Source organism: Clostridioides sp. ZZV14-6387 (genome assembly GCF_020657835.1).
GTDB classification, from domain to species: Bacteria; Bacillota; Clostridia; order Peptostreptococcales; family Peptostreptococcaceae; genus Clostridioides; species Clostridioides difficile_A.
In genome coordinates, this window is the sequence record NZ_JAGWCW010000014.1 from 79,755 (window position 1) to 105,583 (window position 25,829).

Consider the following 25,829-nt stretch of genomic DNA (forward strand, 5'->3'; position numbering starts at 1 on the left):
AATTTTTTGAATAGTAACTTTTTTATAACAAATGGAAACTATTGGAAGTGAAAAATAATGATAATTATAATAAAAATATCTTTTTAATTAAAAAATATTAATGGATTAAGTATATTATATAATTATACATTTAAATATTTCTATCAAATCAATAAGGACAAATAATAATTAAGAGTAAGTGGCTTAGAAATAATGAAGATAAAAGAAATAGTAAAATAGAATAATTTAGATAATAATATTTTATTGATAAATTACACCAACTGTAAACTATAACCCTACTTTAAAATTATTTTTATTATAAGTAGGGTTATAATATTACTATATTAATTATATTGTAGGGGGAAAAGATGAGAGAAGAATCGAACTCTTTAAATTTAAATCATATAGAAATTTTCTTTGAACTTTTGTCTCAAAGTACAGAAGACTATATATTTTTTTGGGACATAAACAGGAATAAATTTAAAATTTCTTCAGCAGTTTTTGATGAATTTAACTTAAGTAAAGATGTAGATTCTGATGTAGTAAATTGTTGGAGTAAAATTATTTATCCAGATGATGTTCAAGTGTGGGAAGATGATATACAAGCGTTGATAGATGGAAAAAAAGATGAACATAATCTAGAATATCGATTAATTAATAAATATGGGGAAGTAGTATGGATTTCTTGTAGAGGGAAGGCTTATATATCAGAAGATAAAAAAACTATAGTTTTGGTTGGAAGAATAAAGAATATTGGTGAAAAAAATAAGTTTGATTCCATCACTGGAACATGGAATAGAGAACAGTTCGAGTACTGGATGAATTATATCATAAAAGAAAAGACCTATGAAAGTGGAGCTATATTTATTATGGATATAGACAATTTCAAAAATATAAATGAAAAATATGGTCACTCTTATGGTGACAAGGTCTTGCGTGCAATTGCCACCGAAGTGTTAGAATATTTACCAAAAGATGTTCGATTGTATAGATTAGATGGAGATGAATTTGCATTTTTTTACCCTATGTGTACTAAAGAGACTATAAATAAAATCTATGAAAAGATACAGATGTATACCAATACCCAACATGAGATTGAATCGAATAAGTATTATTGCACAGTAACTGCGGGGGTTGCTATGTATCCACAGGATGGAGATACTTATTTGGACTTATTCAAACATGCTGATATTGCACTAGATATAGCAAAAATAAATGGAAAGAATAGAATTAAGTTTTTTTCACCAGAATTATACGAAAACAAACTAAAGGTAATTTCAATGCAACATAAGCTAAGAGAAAGTATTGAAAATAACTTTAATGACCTTGAACTATTTTTTCAGCCACAAATAGATGCGGCCACAAGAGAAGTAATAGGAGCCGAGGCACTTCTAAGATGGCATTCAAGTACTTATGGAGAAGTATCTCCTATTGAATTTATACCAATCTTGGAACAAAGCAATTTGATTATACCAGTGGGGAAGTGGATTATAAAAGAAGCTGTAAAACAGTGTAAAGAATGGCATAAAATAAATCCAGACTTCAAGATATCTGTAAACGTATCGTACATTCAATTAAAAGAAGATTTTTTTAGAGATTTTATAGTTGAATGTTTAATAGAGTATCAATTAAGACCTGAATTTTTAATTTTGGAGTTAACAGAGAATTGTTGGATACCAGATATAAATTTACTGAATGATAAGTTTATTAGCTTAAAGGGTATAGGAGTACATATTGCAATAGATGATTTTGGTACAGGATATTCATCTTTAAATTACCTTAAAGAACTGTCTGTTAATATAATAAAAATTGAAAGAAGTTTTGTTAAGAATATTACATATAATAGCTATGAACATACTTTCCTTGAATATATCATTAAATTGGCTCACATCATCAACTTAAAAGTTTGCGTTGAAGGTATAGAGTCTTATGAAGAATATGATATAGTAAAGAGTCTAGGTGTAGATATTATTCAAGGATTTTTATTTGGAAGACCTGTGAGCGCATCTGAGTTTTATAAACTTCAATTGTCAAAGTAAATATATAAAAAATGCTAGGTATAGAAGATAATGTAGTAGTATATTAAAATAGGGTAAAGTACAAGTTTTTAAAAAGCTTATACTTTACCCTATTTCATTGTGCAAATATATCTTAACTATTATATACTTTTACCCCAAATTTAGATATTATTTCACTAGCTTTTTTAATATCTTCTTTACTAGCATCAGGGACATCTTTTAGTTCATAATCTATTCCTAGATTCTCCCATTTGTGTATTCCCATAGAATGGTATGGTAGTAATTCAAATCTTTCTACATTTTTTAATGTAGCTACAAATTGACCTAGTTTTTCTAGGTTATCTGTATCATCAGTAATACCAGGAACTAAAACATGTCTTATCCACACAGGGATATTTCTTGAGTCTAAGTGTCTAGCAAGTTTTAGAGCTTTATCCATACCAACACCAGTCAAATCAATAGATTTCTCTTCAACCATATGTTTTAAATCAAGCAAAACTAAATCAGTATTATCTAGAATTGGGTCTATGGTTTTTATATCTACAAATCCAGATGTATCCAAACAAGTGTGTATATCATTTTCTTTTGCTTTTTTAAATAATTCACTCAAAAATTCTGGCTGAAGAGTAGATTCTCCACCAGAAGCAGTTATACCACCACCAGAAAACTTCATAAAAGAAGTATACTTAAGAGCATCAGTTATTATCTCATCAACTGTATATTCTTTCCCTGACTTAGTATCCCATGTATCTCTGTTATGGCAGTACTTGCATCTAAGTGGACATCCCTGAAAAAATAATATATATCTTATTCCTGGCCCATCTACAGTGCCAAATGTTTCTATAGAGTGTATCTTTCCCTTAATCATAGAGTTCACCTCACAATATATTTTAATGACTTTATTAATAGTTATAATATTTGTCTAAAAAAAGCCATCCTATACCAGAAATAATTCAAATATAAGATGGCCTTTTATTTTTATTTTCTACACAGTAGTAATCTTAGCTAAAGTATAAAAATTTAAAGACTAAGCCATTTTACCGTGGAATGTTCTGTTTATAACATCTAATTGTTGTTCTTTTGTTAATTTTATGAAGTTAACAGCATATCCAGATACTCTTATAGTTAATTGTGGATATTCTTCTGGATGTTCCATAGCATCTTCTAAAGTAGCTCTATCAAATACATTTACATTTAAGTGATGAGCATTTTGAGAGAAGTATCCATCCATCATTGCAGAAAGATTGTTTATTCTTTCATTCATATCTTTTCCTAAAGCAGCTGGTACTATAGAGAAAGTATTAGATATACCATCTTGAGCATGCTCATATGGTAATTTAGCAACTGAAGATAATGAAGCTAAGGCACCATTAGTATCTCTACCATGCATTGGGTTAGCACCAGGAGCAAATGGAGCACCAGCTCTTCTACCATCTGGTGTATTACCAGTTTTCTTACCATAAACAACATTTGAAGTTATTGTAAGTATAGATTGAGTTGGATAAGAATTTCTATAAGTTTTATTTTTTCTTATTTTATTCATAAAGCTTTCAACTAACTCTACAGCTATACTATCAACTCTGTCATCATTGTTTCCGTATTTTGGATAGTCTCCTTCTATTTCAAAATCAACAGCTATTCCATGTTCATTTCTAATAGTTTTAACTTTGGCATGTTTTATAGCAGATAATGAGTCTGCACAAACTGATAATCCAGCCATACCACAAGCCATAGTTCTGAATATATCTCTATCATGTAATGCCATTTCTAATGCTTCATAAGAATATTTATCATGCATGTAATGTATTACATTTAAAGTATTTACATATAATGTTGCTAACCAATCAGTGAATGGTTCAAATTTACTTATAACTTCATCATAATCTAAGTACTCAGAAGTTATAGGCTCAAATCTTGGTCCAACTTGAACGCCAGATTTCTCATCTATACCACCATTTATAGCATATAATAAAGTTTTTGCTAAGTTAACTCTAGCTCCAAAGAACTGCATTTGCTTACCAATTTTCATTGCAGATACACAACAAGCTATACCATAGTCATCTCCCCAGTATGCTCTCATTAAATCATCATTTTCATACTGTACTGAACTTGTATCTATAGATACTTTAGAACAGAAATCTTTGAATCCTTGAGGTAATTTAGTTGACCATAGAACTGTTAAGTTTGGTTCTGGAGAAGGTCCTAATGTATATAGAGTATTTAACATTCTAAATGAGTTTTTAGTAACTAATGTTCTACCATCTATTCCCATACCTCCTATACACTCAGTTACCCAAGTTGGGTCTCCAGAGAATAGGTTATTGTAATCAGGAGTTCTTAGGAATTTAACCATTCTTAATTTCATAACAAAGTGGTCCATATATTCTTGTAATTCTTCTTCTGTTACTATTCCTGCTTTTAAGTCTCTTTCAAAGTATATGTCTAAGAAAGTAGATGTTCTACCTAAAGACATCGCAGCACCATTTTGGTCTTTAACAGCACCTAAATAACCAAAGTATAACCACTGTACAGCTTCTTTTGAGTTAGTCGCTGGTTTTGATATATCAAATCCATAAGACTGAGCCATCTTTTTAAGTTCATTTAAAGCTGATATTTGCTCAGCTATTTCTTCTCTTAGTCTGATAACTTCCTCATCCATGCAAGAAACTTCTAATGATTTCTTTTGCTTATTTTTATCTTCTATTAAGGCGTCAACACCGTATAAAGCAACTCTTCTATAGTCACCAATTATTCTACCTCTACCATAAGCATCTGGAAGACCTGTTATTATACCAGATTTTCTAGCTGCTCTCATTTCTGGAGTGTAAACATCAAAAACTCCTTGGTTGTGTGTTTTTCTGTATTTAGTGAATATATCTTTTATTTCTGAGTCTAATTCATATCCAAAAGCATCACATGAGTTTTCAACCATTTTTATACCACCATATGGCATAACAGCTCTTTTTAAAGGGGCATCCGTTTGTAACCCAACTATTGTTTCTAATCCTTTATCTAAATATCCTGGAGCATATGCAGCTATTCCAGAAACAGTTTTTGTATCAACATCTAAAGTACCACCATTTTCTCTTTCTTCTTTAAATAAGACCATAGCTTTGTCCCATAGCTTTTTAGTGTTTTCAGTAGCACCAGCTAAGAAAGAGTCATTTCCTTCATATGGAGAATAGTTTAATTGTATAAACTCTCTAACATTTACTTCTTTAGTCCATCTTCCTGTTTTAAATCCTTGCCATGCATTCATTAAGTATTTCCTCCTTAGATTTAAATGATAAATAATACTATTAAAATTAATTTTTATATACTTAATTTGTTTTATATATTTTTTAAAAAATATATTTTCTAATATAATAATAACATATTATCAGTATCCTGTATACACAAAAAAATAAAAAATTGTCGTTTTAAAGTATAAAACAAATTATATGTTATTAATGTGATGAAATTATACCCATATATAAATAAAATGAAACAGATAAATGATTAATTAACAATAATATATTTTTTAAATCCTAAACTTGAAATAAATAAATTTTATTATGAAAAAAAGAAAAGCATACATCTTCATAAATTGAATATTTATTTAATAGGGGGAGGTGATATATTGTTTATCACAGTGATATTATTTTTAGTAGGTTTCCTATTAATTACTAAAGGCGCAGATATCTTTATAAATTGTACTGTAGAGATAGGTAGAAAAACAAACATATCAGAAATCATACTTGGAGCAACTATCGTTAGTTTTGCGACAACATTACCTGAATTTACAGTGTCTTTACTTGCTTCTATTGATGGTCATACTACAATGAGTTTAGGAAATGCAGTTGGTTCTATAATATGTAATACAGGGTTAGCATTAGGATTAGTTGTTTTTATAAGTCCATATAATGTAGATAAAAAAATGTTTTTTTCTAAGTCTTTACTATTAATAGTATCTGTTATAGTTTTAATTTTATTGGGTTTAGATGGAGTTATAACAAGAGGAGATTCGTTATTGCTTATAATAATATTAATCTTTTATATGGTTAATAATTATAGAAGTGTAGTTGGAAAATCTACTAAAAATAGAAATATTAAAAATAGTACTATTAAAGATATACCTACTAAAAAGAGTAAGAATTTTAGAGGTTTTTCTGTAGTAGAAATTTTAAAAATACTAGCACTTTTTGCTACAGGTTTGATAATGATGATAATTGGTTCACAGATTCTTATAGAGAGTGGAGTAAGAATAGCTAGTTTTTTAAATATACCTCAAGGTATAGTAAGTTTAACTATAATAGCACTTGGAACTTCTCTGCCAGAGATAGTTTCGTCGATTACTGCTATAAGAAAAAATCATCATGAAATATCAGTAGGAAATATTTTAGGTGCAAACATATTGAATATAGTATCAGTAATAGCCGTATCAGCAATACCAAATAACATACCAATATTATCCCAAAATAGGCAATTGGATATACCATTTATGATATTATTATTATTAATAGTCATAGTACCAACGCTTAAATCAAACAGACTTAGCAGAATACAAGGGATATTGATGTTATTTACATATTTTCTATACATATCAATTTTGTATTTCATGTATATTATTTAACTATACTGTTAAAAATATTAATTGCAGAATATCCTAAAAAAGTATATAATGGATAGGTTAAGATTAATTGATAACGGAGAGGAATAATATATGAATATAACAAAGTTTGAAGATTTACCAATAAGTGAAGGAATAAAAAAAGCTATAGCTGAAATGGGGTTTGAAGAGCCATCTCCTATACAAGCACAGTCTATACCTGCGATTTTGTCAGGTAAAGACGTTATAGGACAAGCACAAACTGGTACGGGGAAAACAGCAGCTTTTAGTATACCTATACTAGAAACAATAGACCCAAATAATAGAAGTTTACAAGCTGTAGTACTTTGTCCAACAAGAGAGCTTGCAATACAAGTATCAACAGAAATAAGAAAGCTAGCTAAATATTCGCACGGAATAAAGACATTACCTATATATGGTGGTCAACCAATAGATAGACAAATAAAATCTCTAAAGAGTGGAGTACAAGTTGTAATAGGTACACCAGGACGTACAATAGACCATATCAATCGTAAAACATTAAAAATGGATAATGTAAAAATGATTATATTAGATGAAGCAGACGAAATGCTAGATATGGGATTTAGAGAAGATATAGAAATGATTTTAAGCAAGATTCCTGAGGAAAGACAAACAACTTTCTTTTCAGCTACTATGCCAAAAGGAATTTTGGAATTAACTAAGAGATATCAAAAAGACCCAGAACATATAAAAGTTGTTAGAAAAGAACTTACAGTTTCAAATACAAAGCAATACTATATAGAAACTAGGTCATCAAATAAATTAGAAGTATTATGTAGATTAGTTGATGTATATGACCCTAAGTTATCTGTTGTTTTCTGTAACACTAAAAGAAAAGCAGATGAATTAGTAGGAGATTTACAAGCAAGAGGATACTTTGCAGATGCTTTACATGGTGATTTAAAGCAGACTCAAAGGGATATAGTAATGGATAAGTTTAGAAATGGTACAATAGATATACTTGTTGCTACTGATGTTGCAGCTAGAGGTATAGATGTTGATGATGTTGAATGTGTATTCAATTATGATTTACCACAAGATGAAGAGTATTATGTTCACAGAATTGGTAGAACTGGTCGTGCTGGTAGAGAAGGTATGTCATTTACTTTTGTATTTGGAAAAGAAATGAGAAAGATGAAAGATATAGAAAGATATACTAAATCTAAATTGATAAAACATAACATACCAACAATAACTGATGTTGAAGAGAAAAAAGTAGGTACTTTCTTCGCACAAGTTAAGCAAACTATTGAAGAAGGACATTTAACTAAACAATTACAATGGTTAGAAAGCTTCTGTAATGATGAAGACTATGCAATGGTTGACATAGCTGCTGCACTTGTGAAGTTATCTCTAGGTGAAGAAATGAAAGAAGAAATAATAGAAGAAAAACCTAGAAGAGAGCGTGGAGAACATGGAGATAGAAAAGGTAGTACTGGAGCTAAAGATGGTATGATTAGATTATTTATCAATATTGGTAGAAATCAAAGAGTGCAAGCTAAGGATATAGTTGGTGCTATAGCTGGAGAGGTTGGAATACCAGGTAAAGTAGTAGGAACTATAGATATATATGATAAGTATACTTTTGTTGAAATACCTAAAAAAGATGCTAAGACAGTAATTGAAAAAATGAAAGATATTAAGATAAAAGGTAATAAGATTAATATAGAAAAAGCGAATAAAAAGAAAAAATAATTTATAGCATGTAAAAATATAATTAGAAAATATATAAAATAATATATTGAATATTTAAAAAGCCTAATGTGTTTTCAAAACAGATGTGTAGAGTCTGTAATAGTTAACAACATAAGGCTTTTATTGTTTTATATAATATTATTATGAGGAGCATTTTAAAAATAATTTATAATTTGACTTAGTAGATGTAAAAAAAATTAAAATCTATAACAAAATAAAAATTAATATATGATTTTCATTTGAGAATACGATTTAATATGTTAATATACATTTTTCCAGTGTATTGTGAAAAAATGTATATTAGTTCCTCTTTTTCAAATCTTATTTGAAAAAGAGAATATTAATTATCTATACAGTTTGGATTATAATAAAAAATGTAAGATAACAAAGGGGAGAAAAAGATGTCAATGACTTATATGGACCCTAGGGTTTTTTTAATTTTAGAAATGGTGTTAAAAGAAGACACAAACACTCTAGAACAGTTTTCAAGTGTTCTAGGTGTCAGTACTAGGACTATCAGAAATTATATAAACCAGATTAATCGAGAATTAAAAGATGGTATTGCTAAAATAGTTAAGAATGAAAAAGGTACATATAGTATAAGAATTGAAGATGAAAGTAAATTAATTGAAATTGTAAATTTCAATAGAGGAAAAGCATCAAATTTTATAAATTTAAATTCACCTGATGAAAGGGTAAATTATGTTCTTGATATTTTAACTATGACTAGCAATCCAATTACTATAGATGATTTGGCTGAAGAGATATGTATAGGAAGAACAACGCTAATAAAAGATTTAAAAAAGGCAGATAAGATTTTAGCAGATTACGACTTGGAGTTAAAAAGAAAACCAAATATAGGTATGATTTTAGTTGGCGAAGAAATGGATATAAGGTTATTAGTCCTTGATAGGTTATATGAAAATTATATTGATATACTGGAAAACGTTAATCACATAAGAGTTATTAAAAAGGGTGATATTGAATGTCTTAGAGACGAATTAAAGAAGTTATTTAATCAAGAAGAACTCTATATAACAGAGCAGGTCTTAATGGATGTTGAAAGATATATAATAATATCTGTTTTAAGAAATCTAAATGGATATAAATTTGAAAAGATAGATAAGAGATTTGAAGTCATAAGATGTTCAGATGAATATATTTTAGGATTAAAACTTAAATCTTTGTTGGAAAAGATATTTAATATAGTTTTAAATGAAAAAGAAACCATATTTTTGACAATGCCATTAATAGGCAGAAAAGCTCCTAGTACAAAGTTAGCACTTAGTAGCATAAAGATAAATGATAGTGTAAAAGAAGTTGTAGATGAAGTAACTAGTTTTCTATTGGAGACATCTGGGATTGATTTTAAAGAAGATAAGAAGCTCATAGAAAACCTAGAATATCATTTGTATTTTGCACTTAATAGAATGAGGTTTAACATAAGGGTAAAAAATCCATTATTGCAAGAAATAAAGGAGAGATATACATTTCCATACAGTGTAGCAAAGATAGCTGCAATGATAATTGAAGAAAAGTTTGACTTAAAGATATGTGAACACGAAATAGGATATATAGCATTACATTTTGGAAGTTATTTCGAAAAAAGTTCAAGAAAGATTCTAAATGTAAACAGAGTGGCAGTTGTTTGTGGAACTGGTCTTGGGACTGCACAACTCATCAGGATAAAAATAGGAAAAATTCTTGGAGAAAGTGTTGAAGTAAATACTTTTTCTGATATAGAAGCCAAGGCTAATTTGGAGTTATTAAAGTACTATGACCTAGTGTTTACAACAGTAGACTTTAAGACAGACTTAGATGTTCCAATATTTAGAGTAAATGCCTTATTTAATGAAGAAAGTATAAAAAAAGAAATAGAAAATGCCATACTATTGAAAAATAGTATAAATCTTAAATCTATAAAGCATATTGAAAAGAATATTCCTTTTATAGGTAAATTAGTTGAGGAAGATAAGTTTTTTATACTGAATAATGACACATTCATGGAAAATTTAGAAGAAATGTTAGTAAAGCTAGTACATAAAGGAATTATTGATTTGGAGTTTAAGGAAAATGTATTAAAAAGGGAACAGAAATCTTCTACAGCACTAGATAATTACATAGCATTACCCCATTCAGTTAGCTCTAAAGGAGAAAATCTTTATCTGGCATTTGGTATATTAGAAAATCCAGTAATTTGGGATACAAAAGAAATTAGAATAATAATATTAATGATAATTCCAGATAAGAATGTAGAAAGTACAGATTTGATAATAAAAAGCTATGAAGAGGTACTTGAAATAGGAAGAGATAAAAAAATGGTAGAAGCACTTGCTAAAGTAAAATCATTTGATGAATTTTATAAAATAATTACCAAGAGGAGGTAATAATATGGACCCAGTAATTTTTATTATAGTATCACTTATTGCAGTTTATTTATTAAATATTTTTCTTGGATACTTACAACTTAAAGATTTTAATAAAAATTATATTGAATTAAAAAGAAAAGGTAGAGTTGCAATAGGCAGAAAAAAAGGAAGAATATCATCAGGTACAATTGTGCTAATACTCATAGATGAGGATGGTGCAATTGTTGAAACTAGGAAAATGCAAGGTGTTACAGTATTAGCAAGAGTAAAAGTGTTTGAAGGGCTAGTAGGAAAAGACTTAGGGGACATAACAAAATCAGATTTAGCTGAGTATAATAAACTACTAAAAAAAGCAATACTAGATGCAGTCAAACAGTACATAACATTTGAAAAAAATAGATGTGAGAGTACAAATAGTACTAGTACTGATGAAGAATGCAATGCAGAAGTAGTTTAAAAATATATATTTATAAGGAGGAGTTAATATGACGCAATTTTTTCAAGTATTAGCAAGTGGTGCAGACAGTTTTATGAATTTATTTAGGGCAGGAGGTCAACAATTTGTAGGGTTTGTAACAGATATAGTTCCACTTTTAGTAGCTTTATTGGTTACAATGAATGCAATTATCAATTTTATAGGTACAGATAGAGTCGAGAGGCTTGCAAAAAAATGTTCTGCAAATATATTTACTAGATATTTAATATTACCAGTACTTGGTACATTCGTATTTGCAAATCCAATGACATTATCACTTGGAAGATTTTTGCCAGAAAAATTTAAACCTAGTTATTTTGCAGCAGCAAGTTTTTCATGCCATACAATGAATGGATTATTTCCACACATTAATCCAGGAGAGCTATTTATATATCTAGGAATTGCAAATGGTATAACAACTTTAGGATTTTCAACAGCAGATTTAGCAGTTAGATATTTACTAGTTGGTATAATTGCAAACTTTATTAAAGGTGTGGTTACTGACTATACGACAAAATTTGTAGAGAAGCAACAAGGAATATCATTAAATTCAGATATAAATATTGGATAATTATTTTAAGATATAATTAAATTTATTCTAAGTGAAAGTAAATTGTTTTATATAATAAGTAGATTGTTTTGAATAGTAATTAAATAAATTAATATAAGAAAGTTACATATAAGATAGCAGAAAGTTAACATGAGATGTAAGAAAATAAATAATAGTATTAAAGGATTTAAAATAAGATAACTAAGAAAGAAATGGATAGAATTAGGATTAAGATAATAACTTAAATAAAAAATAGTGTATATAGGAGGAGAATTTGTATGTCATTTAATAAAGTTAAAATAGTAAAAGGTTCTGGAGGATGGGGAGGACCATTGATAATAGAGCCAACAGAAAAGAAAAATAAGGTAGTATATGTAACTGGAGGAGCAAAACCAGAAACTGCAGTAAGAATAGCTGAACTTACAGGATGTGAATTAATAGATGGATTTTCGCAAGGTGTTAAAGATGATGAAATAGCATGTGTAATAATAAATTGTGGTGGTACATTAAGATGTGGTATATATCCTCAAAAGAAAATACCAACTATAAATATAATGAAGACAGGTAAAAGTGGACCATTAGCGATGTTTATAAAAGAAGATATATATGTTTCAGGGGTAAAACCAAACAATGTAGAGCAATTATAATTGTGGATGTAGGAGGAAAAAAATATGGCTTATGATACTAAAAAGAAGATAAGTGAACAGAGTCAAGGAATTGTCGCAAAAATAGGTATAGCACTAGGTAATGTGACAAGTACTCTTTTTCAAGCTGGTAGAGATACTATAGATACATTAATACACACTATATTGCCTTTTATGGCTTTCGTTGCAGTCCTAATAGGTATAATAAATCAATCAGGTGTAGGAAATTGGGTAGCCAACTTGCTTACTCCATTAATAGGAAATGTTGGAGGGCTGGTTGTTTTATCAATAATATGTTCATTTCCATTGTTGTCTCCATTTCTTGGACCAGGAGCTGTTATAGCTCAGATAGTAGGGGTATTAGTTGGGACAGAAATAGGAAAAGGAAATATTCCACCAAGTTTAGCATTGCCAGCACTGTTTGCAATAAATTCACAAGCAGCATGTGACTTTATACCAGTAGGGCTTGGTCTTGCAGAAGCTGAACCTGATACAGTTCAAGTAGGAGTTCCATCAGTTTTATATTCTAGATTTTTAACAGGTGCACCAACTGTTCTACTAGCATGGTTAGCAAGCTTTGGATTATATAAATAAAAGAATACTTTATAAATAATTAGAGAAAGGTTCAGTTGATATGGAATTAATATACAGTACCCAAATAAATAAAATAGGAGATAATGCAAATGAATTTTTAGAACATAACATGTTTGTAACTTTCAAGGATAATGCTCCTCAAGAATTAGAAAATTACTGTTATATACATTCTGAAAATAATTTAGTAAAAGAAATACTTACGAATGATGTGTTATCAATAAATAATGTTGATTATAAAATTACTTCTGTTGGTGAGTTAGTAAATCAAAATCTTTCAGAATTAGGTCATATAACATTTAAGTTTACAGGTGAAAAAGATGGAGCAATTGGAGGGACCTTATATCTTGAAAAAAAAGAAATAGCACCTATTGGCGTAGGTACTATACTAAAAATAATTAGAAAATAAAATTTAAAACTAATCTAATCATATTATAAGTAAATTATAGATAAAAGTCAATTTAACTAATCAAGTTAGCTTCTAATGTGATATAAAAGGGGAAATGAAAATGAGAAAAGTAGCTTTAGTAGTTGGAGGAGGAAGAAGTTTAGGTGAATTTTTATCTAAACATCTAGCTAAAGTAGGTTATGATGTTGCTATTGCGGACTTAAATAAAGATAATGCAAAAAAAGTAGCTGAAGAAATAGAAAAAGAGTTTGATTGTAAATCCATAGGATATGGCTGTAATGCCACTGATGAAGAACAGGTTATAAGTACTGTTGAAAAGATTGAAAGTGATTTTGATAGGATTGATTTATTGGTATACAATGCAGGAGTGGCTGTAAGTAAAAAAATAACTGATTTTGGATATAGAGATTTTAAATTTATTGTAGATGTAAATTTAAATGGGTATTTTCTATTTGCAAGAGAAGTATCTAAGGTCATGATATCAAAAGGCATTGAAGGTAGAATAATACAGATAAATTCAAAATCAGGTAGAGTAGGTAGCAAGCATAATTCAGGATATTCAGCAGGTAAATTTGCTGGAGTGGGTCTTACTCAAAGTTTGGCATTAGATTTAGCAGAGCATAAGATAACTGTAAATGCGTTGATGCTTGGAAATTTACTTGATTCTGACATGTTTGAAAGTTTAATTCCTCAATATGCAGTAAAATTGGGGATACCTGAATCAGAAGTTAAGCAAGTTTATATAGATAAAGTACCTCTAAAAAGAGGTTGTAGATTTATAGATGTTGCAAATATGCTTACATTTTACGCTTCTAAGGAAGCTGAATATTGTACAGGTCAATCTATAAATATTACTGGTGGACAAGTTATGTAAAATTTTTATAACCTTTCAATTTATGTATATCAGAGATATATTAATTGAAAGGTTATTTTTATTATTAACAACTATAGTATTCAAGCAAAATTAGAAGTCAGTTAGTTTTTAGAAGTGAATTTTTCAATAATATTATATTTATGAAGTATTTTTAAATTTAATTTGATAAAATATATTTATGTTTTATATAAAGTAGTTTTGAGTATATAAAATTTAATAAATTACAGGAAATATGATAGTTCTTAATAAGGAAAGAAGGATACTTTATGGATACAATAAAAAAATTAAGTCATGGTTGTACACTAGATTGCCATGATTGTTGCAAATTTAATGTTTATATTGAAGGAAATAACATAATAAAAATTGAAGGAGATAAAAACCATCCTTACACAAAAGGATTTATATGTAAAAAGGGATTGGCTCATTTAGATAGACTAAATCATAAAGAGAGGATAGAGACTCCAATGCTTAAAGTTGATGGAGTATGGAAGAAAATCTCTTTTGATGAAGCTATAGAGATAATGGCAGAAAAGCTTATAGACTATAAAGAAAAGTACACATCAAAGTCTGTTATGCATTATGACCAATATGGAAGTGGGTCTGTATTAAAATACATAGGAGATATATTTTTTAACTTTTATGGAGGAGTTAGTAGACACAAGGGTGGTCCATGTTGGAGTGCAGGAATGCATGCTCAAAAGTATGATTTTGGAGAAGCTAAAAGTAATGCCATAGAAGACATGTTAAATAGTAAAAGCATATTTGTATGGGGAAAAAATCCAGCATATACTACAATTCATACTATGCAAATAATTAAAAGGGCTAAAGATAAAGGAATACAGATAGTAGTAATTGACCCCATATATACAAAAACAGCTCAAATAGCAGATAAGTACATAAAAGTAAATCCTGGAACAGATGGAGCTTTAGCTATAGCTATGGCAAAAGTTATAGTAGAAGATAAATTATATGATGAAGAATATATAAATTCATATGTTATTGGTTTTGAGGAGTACAAAGAATATTTGCATTCATTGGAATTAAGTTTTTTAATTAATGAATGTGGAGTTAAAGAGAAGGATATAAGAGAACTAGTTGATTTATATACCAACAAATATTCAACTATAAATCTTGGGTATGGACTTCAGAAGTATAAAAATGGAGGAAATACAATAAGAGCCATAGATGCTTTAGGAGCTATAACAGGTCAAATCGGTTTTAGTGGTGGAGGTATAAACTATGCCAATAAGGTTTATCCAAATATTCTAAACTCTGACCCTTATAATAGCCAGTCATATGGAGAAGATAGGGAGTTTTATGTAAGTAATATTAGTGAATTTATAGAGAAATCTTTAAAAGATACATTAAATGGGTCTGATGATAAAGATAGTAAAACAAATCTTGTATCAAGTGAATTAAATAACTTATCAAATAAATCAATAAAAACTAATGTTCCTATAAAGATGGCTGTTATAACCAAAAGTAATCTGATGAATCAATTGCCAGATTTAGTAAAGCTAGAGAAAGTATTTTCAAAGATTGAATTTAAAGTGTGTTTTGATATGTTTATGACTGATACAGCCACGCTATGCGACTTGTTTATACCTTGTACAAATACACTAGAAAGTGAAGATATAATCTATAGTTCAATGACTAATCCATATATAACTTATAATGAAATAGCAGTAAAACCAAAATATAAATTGATGGATGAATACTATTTCTTTATGGAGTTAGCTAAAAAGATGGGGATTAAAGATTATCCATTTGTTAGAAAAAGCGAATATCTAGAAAAAGTAATTGAACCACTTAGAAAATTTGATAAAAATCTAAATATAGAAAAACTTAAAAATAGCTACTTCACTATACATAATCCTGTTGCTTGGGAAGATAAGAAATTTGAGACTCCATCTGGAAAGTATGAGCTTTATTCAGAACGAATAAAAAGCTTAGGAATAAGCCCAATACCTGTGTATATGAATCATAAATCTAAAAATATAAAAGAGAAAAATGAAAATACTTATTTTAGATTATTGACTAATCATCATGCAGATACTTTGTTTAGTCAACACTTTATGGATAAGACTTCTATATCACAAGCATATATAAATAAATGCATGGCTAAACAATTAGGCATTAAGGATAAAGACATTGTGACTTTAAACTCAAAAAAAGCAAAAATAGATGTACAAATAAATATAGACGATGGAGTGGGTGATTATATAGTAAAAATGTATGTTGGTTGGTGGAAGAAACATGGGAATCCAAACAGTTTGACAGACTCTGGCATATCAGACTTTGGCGGTCAGGTAACATACAATGAAAGTATGGTAGAAATAATACGACAAAACTAGTTAAATTTCATTGAAGGAATAAAAATACAATTATAGAATTGATTAAAAGTTACTATTTTTACAAAACTATTGAAGGAGGGATTTTGATGGTAAATTATTCCTTAGAACATAAGAATCTATACATAGAATTTATGTGCTCAGAACTAGACCACCATGTAGCCAATGAAATAAGGGAAGAAATAGATAACTTATTAAGTGTAAATCAAGTTAGAAATGTTGTATTTAATTTTGAAAATATTAATTTTATGGATTCTTCAGGTATAGGTGTCATCATAGGTAGATATAAAAAGATTTCTAATGAAGGGGGACGAGTTTCAGTAATTAATATAAGTTCACGAGTTAAGAAGATTTTTGATTTATCTGGGTTAAATAAAATTATTGGCATTTATGATACGTATGAAGAAGCTCTAAGTTCTTTGTAGGGAGGAGTATGTGATGAATAATATTATGGAAGTTAAATTTTCGGCAATATCTGAAAATGAAAGTTTAGCAAGAGTTATAGTAGCATCCTTTGCAGCTAAATTAGACCCAACAGTAGATGAATTAGTGGATATAAAAACTGCTGTCTCTGAGGCTGTTACAAATGCTATAATACATGGATATGAAGAAGATAGTTCTAAATTTGTTTTTTTAAGATGTGAGATAGAGGGAAATACTATAAAAATTATAGTTGAAGATGAAGGGTATGGAATAGAAAATGTGGAGAAGGCAATGGAACCACTTTATACATCAAAACCAGAACTTGATAGATCAGGAATGGGATTCACAGTAATGAAAAGCTTTATGGACGATGTAGAGGTAAGTTCTGTAAAAGATAATGGTACTAGAATTGAAATGTCTAAAAAAATAAATGTGCCTAAATAAAGTCCAAAAGTGAGGTTTTATTATGGAAGTAACTGTTGCCAGAGAAGAAAAAAAACCTCTTCTTAGTCATGAGGAGACTCTAGAACTTATTGACAAAGTTCAAAATGGAGATGAAGAGGCAAAAGAAATATTAATATCAAGCAATTTAGGTCTAGTTAGGAGCGTTGTATCTAGATTTTTAAATATAGGATATGATAGAGAGGATTTATTTCAGTTAGGTTCTATAGGCTTAATAAAATCAATATATAAATTTGACCCAAAATTTAATGTAAAATTCTCTACTTATGCAGTACCTATGATTTTAGGTGAAATAAAGAGGTACTTAAGAGATGATGGTATGATAAAAGTATCAAGGTCATTAAAGCAAATAGCTGTAAAGGCCAAGATGGAAAGTGAGTCATTAACCAAAAAGTTAGGTAGAGAACCGAGTATAGAAGAATTGGCTAAAGCAATTGATGTAGAAAAAGAAGATTTAGTAATGGCTATGGAAGCTAATTTCAACGTTGAGTATTTACAAGGTGTTATTCATGAAGAGGAAGGTTCTCCAATATGCCTTATTGATAAAATAAGCATGAAAGGAGAAAGTGAGGAAGAAAAAGTAGTAGATAATATACTATTAAAAGACATACTTGGAAAATTAGATAAGAGAGAACGTCAAATAATAGTTCTCAGATATTTTGAAGATATGACTCAAAGTGAAATAGGAGAAATGCTCAATATATCACAGGTTCAAGTATCTAGGATAGAGAAAAAGGTGTTATCTAAATTAAAAGAATATATATCGTGAGAATACTTATGATATATAAAATAACAAAAGATAATAAAAATATTACTTAAATAAACTGTAATAGCTTTTGATATTAGATTTTTAAACTATGATTAAAAATTTCTCAATTAGAATAAAAAATATTAAAAAGTAAGGTGTCTTTATAAAAGAAAATAAATTATTTTCTTTATGAGACATCTTTTTTATTTTTTGATAAAACTTTAAACTGTCAAAATAAATAATAGGTTTATTTTTTTAAAATTAACAAATAATACTTTAGAGAGGTGTTTAGTATGGATAAAAATTATAAAAAATATGTAGACCAAATAAGCCCAAAACCTACATATTTAAAAAACTATACACTTGCATTTATTGTAGGTGGAATTATTTGTATGATAGGGCAAGCAATAAATGATTTATACATGAAAGTTGGAGGTCTTGATAAATTAGGTGCTAGTTCTGCAACATCAATAACACTAATATTTATAGGGGCATTTTTAACTGGACTAGGAGTTTACGACTTAATCGGAAAAAGAGCTGGAGCTGGTTCTATAATTCCAATAACAGGTTTTGCAAACTCAATAGTATCTCCAGCTATGGAGTATAAAAGAGAAGGTTATGTATTAGGTGTAGGTGCAAACTTATTTAAAATTGCAGGACCCGTTTTAGTTTATGGAATAGGTTCTTCTATTTTATGTGGGATTATTTATTATATTTTTAAGATGTTTTAGATGGTTTTTATTTAATTTAAACTCTATTAATTGCAAAATAGCTATAAAAGTTGAAAATTAACTATGAAGCTTGTTAGTTAGAAAATAGTTATGAAGATTTCAATTGATATTAAAAAATTAAATATTAAAATGTAAAATTAAAAAGGTGTGAAAATATGAAAAATAAAAGAATTGGAAAAAGAACAGTAAAGTTAGAAAATAAACCAACAATAATATCAACTGGAACTATAGTAGGCTCTAAAGAAGGTGAAGGGCCATTAAAGGACTATTTTGATATGATTATGACTGATGATTTATATGGTGAAAAAACTTGGGAATTAGCTGAAAGTAAGATGGTAGAGACTGCATCTCAAAAAGCTATACAAAAGGCAGGAAAAAAACTAACAGATGTAAATTACATGTTAGGTGGAGATTTAATAAATCAAATAGTACCAGCATCATTTGCAGCAAGGGAATTAGCAATTCCATTTTTAGGTATATATGGAGCCTGTTCTACAATGGCAGAAGGTCTTTGTATAGGCTCTATGCTTATAGATGGTGGTTTTGCAGATTTAGTACTATCAGGTACATCAAGTCATTATTGTACAGCAGAAAGACAGTTTAGATTTCCTTTAGAACTTGGAAATCAAAAACCAATGACAGCACAATGGACGGTTACAGGAGCAGGAAGTGTATTATTAGCTCCTAATGGAGATGGTCCTAAGATAAAATATGTTACAGTTGGTAAAGTAATAGATGAAGGTATTGATGATGGTAATAATATGGGACCAGCTATGGCTCCAGCAGCAATAGATACAATATATTCTTATTTTGAAGATACTAATGATGACCCAAATAGCTTTGATATAATTGCTACTGGAGATTTGGGTACTCTTGGAAAACAGATAACAGAGGACTTTTTGAAAGAAAAAGGTCTAGACATATCAAAATGTTATACTGATTGTGGTATAGAGATGTTTAATCTTAAAGAGCAAGATGTCCACTGTGGTGGAAGTGGATGTGGATGTTCAGCTACAGTGTTTGCAGGATATATATATGATAAGTTGAGAAAAAAAGAATTTAATAAAGTAATGCTTGTATCAACTGGAGCATTACTGTCACCAACAAGTACACTACAAAAGCAGACAATACCATGTGTTGCACATGCAGTAGTAATAGTAAATGAGTAGGAAGTGATATATATGTTAATGGACTATGTAAGAGTGTTTATTGTAGGTGGAATTATATGTTTAATAGCCCAAGTAATGATGGATTACTTTAAAATGCAAACTCCATATGTTATGGTAACATATGTAACAACTGGTGTAGTTTTAACTTTTCTAGGTCTTTACGAACCATTAGTTAAGTTTGCAGCAGCAGGTGCAACAGTTCCTATAATAGGATTTGGATATTCACTTGCTACAGGAGTAATAAAGTCAATTCAAAGTGATGGCTTTTTAGGTATTTTCTTAGGTGGTACAACTGCTACAGCTGGTGGGATAGCAGCGGCTATATTCTTTGGATATATTATGTCAGTAGTATTTACACCGAAAGCAAAGCCATAAATATTACTTAAAAGAATAATAAAATTTAAAATAGTAGCTTTTTATAAAATAGGTAGATATCTTTCAGATTCTGCCTATTTTTTATATAAAGAAACGTTTACATAATTGAAGTTGACAATTATTTACAACATAGTGTAGTATTATATTATCAAAATAAAATGAAGTGAAGTAGGGGATAAAGATGGTAACTATTAAAGATATTGCAAGGAATCTAGGTATCAGTTATTCAACCGTTTCTAGGTGCTTAAATAATAATCCTAATGTATCTGAAAAAACAAAAAAGAAGGTAGTAGAAGAGGCTAATAGACTAGGGTTCCATTTTAATGTAAATGCAAGAAATCTGGCAAAAAAAGAAACAAACAGAATTGGGGTAATCTTTTCAAATAATTTTAATCACCAAGATACTAGAAAGTTTTTTAGTGATATAATGGACAGTTCTATAAATTCTATTGAGACTAATAAATACGATTTTATAATACAACCTAATAATAACATTAGTGGTGACAGTAATGTATATAAAATGGTTAATGGACAAATGGTAGACGGATTAGTAATTGTATCTCAATCAATAAAAAAAGAAGAGTATGAATTTTTAAAAGATAATAATTTTCCACATGTATTTATATATTTTAAACCATCTTTTGTAGGAGAAGTAGACAATTTCTTTTGGGATGATAATGTATATGGTGGTTATATAGCCACTAAGCATTTAATTGACCATGGTCATAAGGATATAATAACAGTAACTTCAGATGATAAAAGTTCAAAAATGCATGAAGATAGAACAAAGGGATATTTGAATGCTATGGAAGAGGCAAATTTAAAGACTGAGGTTATTGAATCTAAAATGGACTTTGAATCTCAAGTTGAGCTATTAGAAAAGCATATTGATAAAATAAAAAAAGCATCAGCTATATTTGTACAACAAGATGTACCAGCAATTTCTATAATACAAGAATTAAAAAATACTTATGGTATAAATGTACCAGAAGATATTTCCATAATAGGATATAATAATATTGAATTAATATCATATTTTAGGTCTCATTTATCAACGATAGATGACCCAAGAGAACAAGTTATAAAAAATGGAGTAGATAGTTTAGTAAATATAATAAATAAAAAAGGAACAGAACATATTCCAAGAAAACTATATCCAAGGTTAATAATACGAAACAGTGTTAAAAGAATAAAATAGTAAATTTTTAAATATCATAAATGTACTAGAAGTATTATAGTTTGTATAAATTAATCTAAAAAATAATATGAATTGAAATTAAAAGGAGTAAGTGTATATCAGTACATTGTACTCCTTTATTTATTTAGAACGTTTTCATAAAATCAGTAAATAATTTTATTAGATTAGTTAATAATTTACTATTTAGATAATATAGTTCAATAAATTATTTGTGTTTTATATCATGAATCTTCAATGTCTTATTTTGATTCATAACTAAAAGTATATAAAAATGATGAATAATATATATTATACATTATCAATGATAGGTTATATAATAAAATCACTAACAATTATATTATAAGAAAATTATAAAAATTACAAGGAGGTATAGAAATGAAAGAAAAAGCAGGGATTAGAAATGCCATAATAGCAGCCTTTATAATCACAATATTGGCGGAATTAATCGGTCCTATTTCATTTAAAGTTATGGGTATTAATATAACTTTACTTAGTATACTATGGGCTATCTTTATAGGGATGGCTGTTTCGCCTCATTTATTAGGACGAGTTATACCAGCTCTAAAAAAATTTATAGGGGATAATGAAATAAATGTATCTCCATATTTGTTGTCTTTAACACTATATCCATTAGGAATAATGTTTGGAATCAATGCAGGTCCTAAAGTAGGTATATTACTTCAAGCAGGACCAGCACTTTTATTACAAGAATTTGGTCATATGGGTACAATGTTGATTGCATTACCTGTTGGAGTTGCATTAGGTCTTGGGAGAAGTGCATTAGGAGGTACTTTTTCATTATGTCGTGACACAGCACTAGGAATTATTGGAGATAAGTATGGGTTAAATTCACCAGAAGGTATAGGAACATTAGGAACTTACATAAGTGGTAGTATATTTGGGACATTATTATTCTCATTTTTGGCACCAGTAGGTGTACTTTTAGGATTTCATCCATATGCTTTAGCAATGGCATCAGGAATGGGAAGTGGTTCGATGATGGGAGCTGCAACAGCATCATTAATGAATACGGTTCCACAGATGTCAGAACAGATTTTAGCATATTCAGCAACTAGTGGTTTGATTACAGCTGTTACTGGAATATATATAGAGTTATTTTTATCTTTACCAGTAGCCAATTATTATTATAGTAAAGTAGCTCCAATTATTGAAAGATTCAGAGGAAGAAAAACAAAAACAAGTAATGACTTATAAAGGAGGGTGTATGTATGGAAAAGACTTTTAAGACTATTATAGAACAGGTAAAAATAGTACTGTTTATATATATTATTATTTGCTTTGGACAAATGATAGCACTTAAGACTCAGGCTAAGGATTTATTAATTGGAAGTGTATTTGGTTTTTTGTTAGTTATAGTTGCTATTATAATTAAGAACTTCGTTAAAAAACCTAATTTACCAGGTTTTGCATGGGCTACTTTAGTTGCATTCGTTTTATCACTTCCAATATCACCAGTGGGAGATATTATAGCAACTAATGTAGGTAAAATCAATTTTATGTCTACAGTAACACCATTGTTAGCCTTTGCAGGAATTTCTGTAGGTAACCAATTGGATATATTAAAGACTTTGAGCTGGAAGTTAGTAGTTATATCATTTATAGTTATGACATCTACTTACTTTGGTTCTGCCTTTATATCTCAAACAGTTTTAAGATTAAATGGAATGCTTTAAGGAGGTAGGTAAACATGAATGAATTAAAATTAAAAATCAAAGAAGAAATAAAAGTGTTATCTGAAGAAAAGAAGACATCATTTGAAAATGTATCTGATTATTTATTTGCAAATCCAGAATTGGCATTTGAAGAACATAAGTCACAAAAAGCATTATGTGATTTATTAGAAGAGAATGGATTTGATGTAACTAAAGGTGTAGGAGGATTAGAGACCTCTTTTGAGGCTGTTTATTCAAATGGTAATGGAAAAACAGTAGCTTTTTTAGCTGAGTATGATGCACTTCCAGGGATGGGACATGCATGTGGGCATAATATTATAGGTACAAGTTCTGTTGGTGCTGGCATCATATTAAAAGAAATAATGAAAAAACACAATATAGAAGGAACTGTAAAAGTGTTTGGAACACCTGCAGAAGAAAGAGTGGGTGGAAAAATAACTATGATTAAAGAAGGTGTATTCAAAGACGTAGATGCTGCATTAATTTTACACCCAAGTGATGCTTCAATGCCTGATGATATATCATTTGCTCAAGTTAATTTAAAATTTGATTTTAGTGGAAAGGCATCTCATGCTGCTGCTTATCCTTGGGAAGGAAAAAGTGCTTTAAGTGGAGTAATCGCATTGTTTAACAGTGTAAATAGCATGAGATTACACCTTAAAGATTATGCAAGAGTACATGGTATTATAACTGATGGAGGTAGCATACATAATATAATTCCTGAAAAATCTACAGCTATATTTAATGTAAGAGCTTTAAGTATAGAGTACTTAAATGAGATTTGTGATATGCTTAAAAATTGTGCCAAAGGAGCAGCAATTTCTACAGGAACTAATGTAGATATAGTTCAATTAGATGAAGTATACAAAGAAATTAAAAATGATTCAGAATTAGTGAATATAGTTAGAAGTAATTTCGAAGTGTTAGGTGAGGATTATGTTGAAAGAGATTTAAGTCAAGGTATTGGTTCAACTGATACTGGAAATTTAACTCATGAGATACCTGCAATACAAGCATATATTAAATTAAAGGAAGATACTGCAACTCATACAGATGAATTTGCTGTTGCAGCTGGTGGTGAGGAAGGCAGAGTAGCACTTATAAAAGCAATTAAGGTGTTAGCAATGTGTGGAGTAGATGTTTTATATAAGTAAATAATATATAATTTTAAAATATATATAAGAAAGGAAATTAGATTAGACATGATATTAAAACAAGTAATAGAGGTTTATGACATTTTAGATAAAGCAACCGCTAATGGAGAAGAAGTTAAGTCTTATCTACAATCTTATGGTGAAGTAGATGTAACAGTCAAAGAATTGTCTTCAAGTAAAGGTTCAACAGATTTAGTCAAACTTACAATACCTGGTAAGAATGGCAAATCAAATGGTGGAGATGCACCTACTCTTGGAATTTTAGGTAGATTAGGTGGGATTGGAGCAAGGCCAGAGGTAACAGGCTTTGTATCAGATGGTGATGGAGCATTAGTAGCGATTGCAGTTGCTGCAAGACTTTTGGATATGCAACGAAAGGGAGATATGTTAGATGGAGATATTATAATCTCAACTCATATTTGCCCAGATGCACCAACTAGAGAACATCATCCTACACCTTTTATGGATTCACCAATAGATATGATGACTATGAATGAAAATGAAGTTGATAATAGTTGCGATGCAATACTTTCAATAGATACTACTAAAGGAAATAGAATAATCAATAATAGAGGATTTGCAATATCACCAACTGTTAAAGAAGGTTACATATTAAAAACTAGTGACAATCTTTTGGATATCATGCAGACTGTGACTGGGAAAGCTCCATTTGTATTTCCACTATCAATTCAAGATATAACACCATATGGAAACAATCTATATCATTTAAATAGTATTTTACAACCAGCTGTAGCTATAGACGCACCCGTAGTAGGAGTAGCGATTACTACAGAGGTGCCTGTTGCTGGATGTGCTACAGGTGCAACTAATTTTAGTGATTTAGATTCAGCAGGCAGATTTGCAATAGAAGTTGCTAAGCTATTTGGTAGAAATAAGTGTGATTTCTATGATAAAGAAGAATGGGAAATGCTTATTAAAAGATACGGTAAATTAAATAGATTTCAGACATTTGGTATACAGTAATTAAAATCAGGTCTATAAATTTGTGATAAAACTGTATGGAATATTTTAACAACTAGGAATAAATTATATGATGTAATCATAAAAAAGGAGTGTCTTATAGATAATTTAAAAAATTATCTATGAGACACTCCTTATATTTTTATTTAAATCTTAGTTTTTGTTAACTTAAGTTGCAGGGGTACCACCACCATCAGGTGTATTGGTAGAGCCACCACCATTATTATTCCCGCCATTATCAGGAGTAGTAGAGCCACCACCATTATTATTTCCACCATTATCAGGAGTAGTAGAGCCACCACCATTATT

General features: G+C 29.2%; 23 protein-coding genes and 1 pseudogene. 22 read left to right on the top strand and 2 right to left on the bottom strand.

All coding sequences use genetic code 11. The features are described from left to right. Positions 1-347: 347 nt before the first annotated feature. The gene (locus KGF38_RS10605) at positions 348-2,018 is read left to right on the top strand and encodes a GGDEF and EAL domain-containing protein (RefSeq protein ID WP_054269402.1); all 1,671 of its coding nucleotides are present in this window, start codon (positions 348-350) and stop codon (positions 2,016-2,018) included. A 112-nt stretch (positions 2,019-2,130) separates the two neighbouring features. On the opposite strand, the gene pflA is transcribed toward KGF38_RS10605, so the two are convergent. Next, positions 2,131-2,865, bottom strand: a complete 735-nt coding sequence (gene pflA, locus KGF38_RS10610) for a pyruvate formate-lyase-activating protein (protein ID WP_167640377.1) — start codon at positions 2,863-2,865, stop codon at positions 2,131-2,133. 159 nt (positions 2,866-3,024) lie between these two features. After that, positions 3,025-5,256, bottom strand: a complete 2,232-nt coding sequence (gene pflB / locus KGF38_RS10615) for a formate C-acetyltransferase (RefSeq protein ID WP_227832344.1) — start codon at positions 5,254-5,256, stop codon at positions 3,025-3,027. Positions 5,257-5,616: 360 nt separating this feature from the next. On the opposite strand from pflB, the gene KGF38_RS10620 reads away from it, so the two are divergent. From KGF38_RS10620 to KGF38_RS10715, 21 genes and pseudogenes are all read left to right on the top strand, one after another. Continuing rightward, a complete protein-coding gene (locus KGF38_RS10620) occupies positions 5,617-6,609 on the top strand; it encodes a calcium/sodium antiporter (protein WP_054269405.1) in 993 nt (330 codons plus the stop codon). A gap of 90 nt (positions 6,610-6,699) precedes the next feature. After that, entirely contained in the window at positions 6,700-8,322 is a 1,623-nt protein-coding gene (locus KGF38_RS10625) for a DEAD/DEAH box helicase (protein ID WP_074179190.1), read from the top strand. A 401-nt stretch (positions 8,323-8,723) separates the two neighbouring features. Beyond that, a complete protein-coding gene (locus KGF38_RS10630) occupies positions 8,724-10,709 on the top strand; it encodes a BglG family transcription antiterminator (RefSeq protein WP_074179191.1) in 1,986 nt (661 codons plus the stop codon). A 4-nt stretch (positions 10,710-10,713) separates the two neighbouring features. Next, positions 10,714-11,148: a transcriptional regulator GutM gene (locus KGF38_RS10635; protein WP_054269408.1), complete on the top strand. Its 435-nt coding sequence runs from the start codon at positions 10,714-10,716 to the stop codon at positions 11,146-11,148. Positions 11,149-11,176: 28 nt separating this feature from the next. Then, on the top strand, positions 11,177-11,737 hold the full coding sequence (locus tag KGF38_RS10640; RefSeq protein ID WP_054269409.1) for a PTS glucitol/sorbitol transporter subunit IIC: 561 nt from the start codon (positions 11,177-11,179) through the stop codon (positions 11,735-11,737). Between the two features lie 257 nt (positions 11,738-11,994). After that, positions 11,995-12,495 (top strand): annotated as a pseudogene (locus KGF38_RS20585) (PTS sorbitol transporter subunit IIB); the annotation flags it as partial. Positions 12,496-12,534: 39 nt separating this feature from the next. Next, positions 12,535-12,954, top strand: coding sequence for a PTS sorbitol transporter subunit IIB (locus KGF38_RS20590; protein WP_407813854.1), 420 nt, complete (start codon positions 12,535-12,537; stop codon positions 12,952-12,954). Between the two features lie 40 nt (positions 12,955-12,994). After that, a complete protein-coding gene (locus KGF38_RS10650) occupies positions 12,995-13,360 on the top strand; it encodes a PTS glucitol/sorbitol transporter subunit IIA (RefSeq protein ID WP_054269410.1) in 366 nt (121 codons plus the stop codon). A 100-nt stretch (positions 13,361-13,460) separates the two neighbouring features. Next, positions 13,461-14,234 carry a sorbitol-6-phosphate dehydrogenase gene (gene srlD, locus KGF38_RS10655; RefSeq protein ID WP_074179193.1) on the top strand — a complete coding sequence of 258 codons (774 nt, stop codon included), beginning with the start codon at positions 13,461-13,463 and terminating at the stop codon, positions 14,232-14,234. A 266-nt stretch (positions 14,235-14,500) separates the two neighbouring features. Next, entirely contained in the window at positions 14,501-16,588 is a 2,088-nt protein-coding gene (locus KGF38_RS10660) for a molybdopterin-dependent oxidoreductase (protein WP_074179194.1), read from the top strand. An 86-nt stretch (positions 16,589-16,674) separates the two neighbouring features. Further along, positions 16,675-17,010 (top strand): anti-sigma F factor antagonist, encoded by a 336-nt coding sequence (gene spoIIAA / locus KGF38_RS10665; protein WP_054269412.1) that lies wholly within the window; start codon positions 16,675-16,677, stop codon positions 17,008-17,010. Positions 17,011-17,023: 13 nt separating this feature from the next. Next, positions 17,024-17,452 (top strand): anti-sigma F factor, encoded by a 429-nt coding sequence (spoIIAB, locus tag KGF38_RS10670; protein WP_054269413.1) that lies wholly within the window; start codon positions 17,024-17,026, stop codon positions 17,450-17,452. Positions 17,453-17,474: 22 nt separating this feature from the next. Continuing rightward, positions 17,475-18,239, top strand: coding sequence for an RNA polymerase sporulation sigma factor SigF (gene sigF, locus KGF38_RS10675; protein ID WP_054269414.1), 765 nt, complete (start codon positions 17,475-17,477; stop codon positions 18,237-18,239). Between the two features lie 272 nt (positions 18,240-18,511). Beyond that, positions 18,512-18,949: a stage V sporulation protein AC gene (gene spoVAC / locus KGF38_RS10680; protein ID WP_003418420.1), complete on the top strand. Its 438-nt coding sequence runs from the start codon at positions 18,512-18,514 to the stop codon at positions 18,947-18,949. A 155-nt stretch (positions 18,950-19,104) separates the two neighbouring features. Next, positions 19,105-20,118, top strand: a complete 1,014-nt coding sequence (gene spoVAD, locus KGF38_RS10685; protein WP_054269415.1) for a stage V sporulation protein AD — start codon at positions 19,105-19,107, stop codon at positions 20,116-20,118. Positions 20,119-20,130: 12 nt separating this feature from the next. Next, positions 20,131-20,493, top strand: a complete 363-nt coding sequence (gene spoVAE, locus KGF38_RS10690) for a stage V sporulation protein AE (RefSeq protein ID WP_003418423.1) — start codon at positions 20,131-20,133, stop codon at positions 20,491-20,493. Between the two features lie 181 nt (positions 20,494-20,674). Continuing rightward, the gene (locus KGF38_RS10695) at positions 20,675-21,691 is read left to right on the top strand and encodes a LacI family DNA-binding transcriptional regulator (RefSeq protein ID WP_054269416.1); all 1,017 of its coding nucleotides are present in this window, start codon (positions 20,675-20,677) and stop codon (positions 21,689-21,691) included. A 375-nt stretch (positions 21,692-22,066) separates the two neighbouring features. Continuing rightward, complete coding sequence (locus tag KGF38_RS10700) at positions 22,067-22,906, top strand: DUF3100 domain-containing protein (RefSeq protein ID WP_021383560.1); 840 nt, start codon at positions 22,067-22,069, stop codon at positions 22,904-22,906. A 14-nt stretch (positions 22,907-22,920) separates the two neighbouring features. Next, positions 22,921-23,385, top strand: a complete 465-nt coding sequence (locus tag KGF38_RS10705) for a hypothetical protein (protein WP_054269418.1) — start codon at positions 22,921-22,923, stop codon at positions 23,383-23,385. A gap of 14 nt (positions 23,386-23,399) precedes the next feature. Beyond that, the gene (locus KGF38_RS10710; RefSeq protein WP_054269419.1) at positions 23,400-24,539 is read left to right on the top strand and encodes a M20 family metallopeptidase; all 1,140 of its coding nucleotides are present in this window, start codon (positions 23,400-23,402) and stop codon (positions 24,537-24,539) included. Between the two features lie 48 nt (positions 24,540-24,587). Beyond that, positions 24,588-25,523 carry a DUF1177 domain-containing protein gene (locus KGF38_RS10715; RefSeq protein ID WP_074179195.1) on the top strand — a complete coding sequence of 312 codons (936 nt, stop codon included), beginning with the start codon at positions 24,588-24,590 and terminating at the stop codon, positions 25,521-25,523. The last annotated feature ends 306 nt before the right edge of the window (positions 25,524-25,829 follow it).

What these genes read in the sequence shown, in the direction of transcription:
- KGF38_RS10605 (WP_054269402.1), top strand. Translation starts at nt 348, where the DNA reads ATGAGAGAAGAATCGAACTCTTTAAATTTAAATCATATAGAAATTTTC.
- pflA (WP_167640377.1), bottom strand. Translation starts at nt 2,865, where the DNA reads ATGATTAAGGGAAAGATACACTCTATAGAAACATTTGGCACTGTAGAT.
- pflB (WP_227832344.1), bottom strand. Translation starts at nt 5,256, where the DNA reads ATGAATGCATGGCAAGGATTTAAAACAGGAAGATGGACTAAAGAAGTA.
- KGF38_RS10625 (WP_074179190.1), top strand. Translation starts at nt 6,700, where the DNA reads ATGAATATAACAAAGTTTGAAGATTTACCAATAAGTGAAGGAATAAAA.
- KGF38_RS10630 (WP_074179191.1), top strand. Translation starts at nt 8,724, where the DNA reads ATGTCAATGACTTATATGGACCCTAGGGTTTTTTTAATTTTAGAAATG.
- KGF38_RS10635 (WP_054269408.1), top strand. Translation starts at nt 10,714, where the DNA reads ATGGACCCAGTAATTTTTATTATAGTATCACTTATTGCAGTTTATTTA.
- KGF38_RS10640 (WP_054269409.1), top strand. Translation starts at nt 11,177, where the DNA reads ATGACGCAATTTTTTCAAGTATTAGCAAGTGGTGCAGACAGTTTTATG.
- KGF38_RS20590 (WP_407813854.1), top strand. Translation starts at nt 12,535, where the DNA reads ATGGCTTTCGTTGCAGTCCTAATAGGTATAATAAATCAATCAGGTGTA.
- KGF38_RS10650 (WP_054269410.1), top strand. Translation starts at nt 12,995, where the DNA reads ATGGAATTAATATACAGTACCCAAATAAATAAAATAGGAGATAATGCA.
- srlD (WP_074179193.1), top strand. Translation starts at nt 13,461, where the DNA reads ATGAGAAAAGTAGCTTTAGTAGTTGGAGGAGGAAGAAGTTTAGGTGAA.
- KGF38_RS10660 (WP_074179194.1), top strand. Translation starts at nt 14,501, where the DNA reads ATGGATACAATAAAAAAATTAAGTCATGGTTGTACACTAGATTGCCAT.
- spoIIAA (WP_054269412.1), top strand. Translation starts at nt 16,675, where the DNA reads ATGGTAAATTATTCCTTAGAACATAAGAATCTATACATAGAATTTATG.
- spoIIAB (WP_054269413.1), top strand. Translation starts at nt 17,024, where the DNA reads ATGAATAATATTATGGAAGTTAAATTTTCGGCAATATCTGAAAATGAA.
- sigF (WP_054269414.1), top strand. Translation starts at nt 17,475, where the DNA reads ATGGAAGTAACTGTTGCCAGAGAAGAAAAAAAACCTCTTCTTAGTCAT.
- spoVAC (WP_003418420.1), top strand. Translation starts at nt 18,512, where the DNA reads ATGGATAAAAATTATAAAAAATATGTAGACCAAATAAGCCCAAAACCT.
- spoVAD (WP_054269415.1), top strand. Translation starts at nt 19,105, where the DNA reads ATGAAAAATAAAAGAATTGGAAAAAGAACAGTAAAGTTAGAAAATAAA.
- spoVAE (WP_003418423.1), top strand. Translation starts at nt 20,131, where the DNA reads ATGTTAATGGACTATGTAAGAGTGTTTATTGTAGGTGGAATTATATGT.
- KGF38_RS10695 (WP_054269416.1), top strand. Translation starts at nt 20,675, where the DNA reads ATGGTAACTATTAAAGATATTGCAAGGAATCTAGGTATCAGTTATTCA.
- KGF38_RS10700 (WP_021383560.1), top strand. Translation starts at nt 22,067, where the DNA reads ATGAAAGAAAAAGCAGGGATTAGAAATGCCATAATAGCAGCCTTTATA.
- KGF38_RS10705 (WP_054269418.1), top strand. Translation starts at nt 22,921, where the DNA reads ATGGAAAAGACTTTTAAGACTATTATAGAACAGGTAAAAATAGTACTG.
- KGF38_RS10710 (WP_054269419.1), top strand. Translation starts at nt 23,400, where the DNA reads ATGAATGAATTAAAATTAAAAATCAAAGAAGAAATAAAAGTGTTATCT.
- KGF38_RS10715 (WP_074179195.1), top strand. Translation starts at nt 24,588, where the DNA reads ATGATATTAAAACAAGTAATAGAGGTTTATGACATTTTAGATAAAGCA.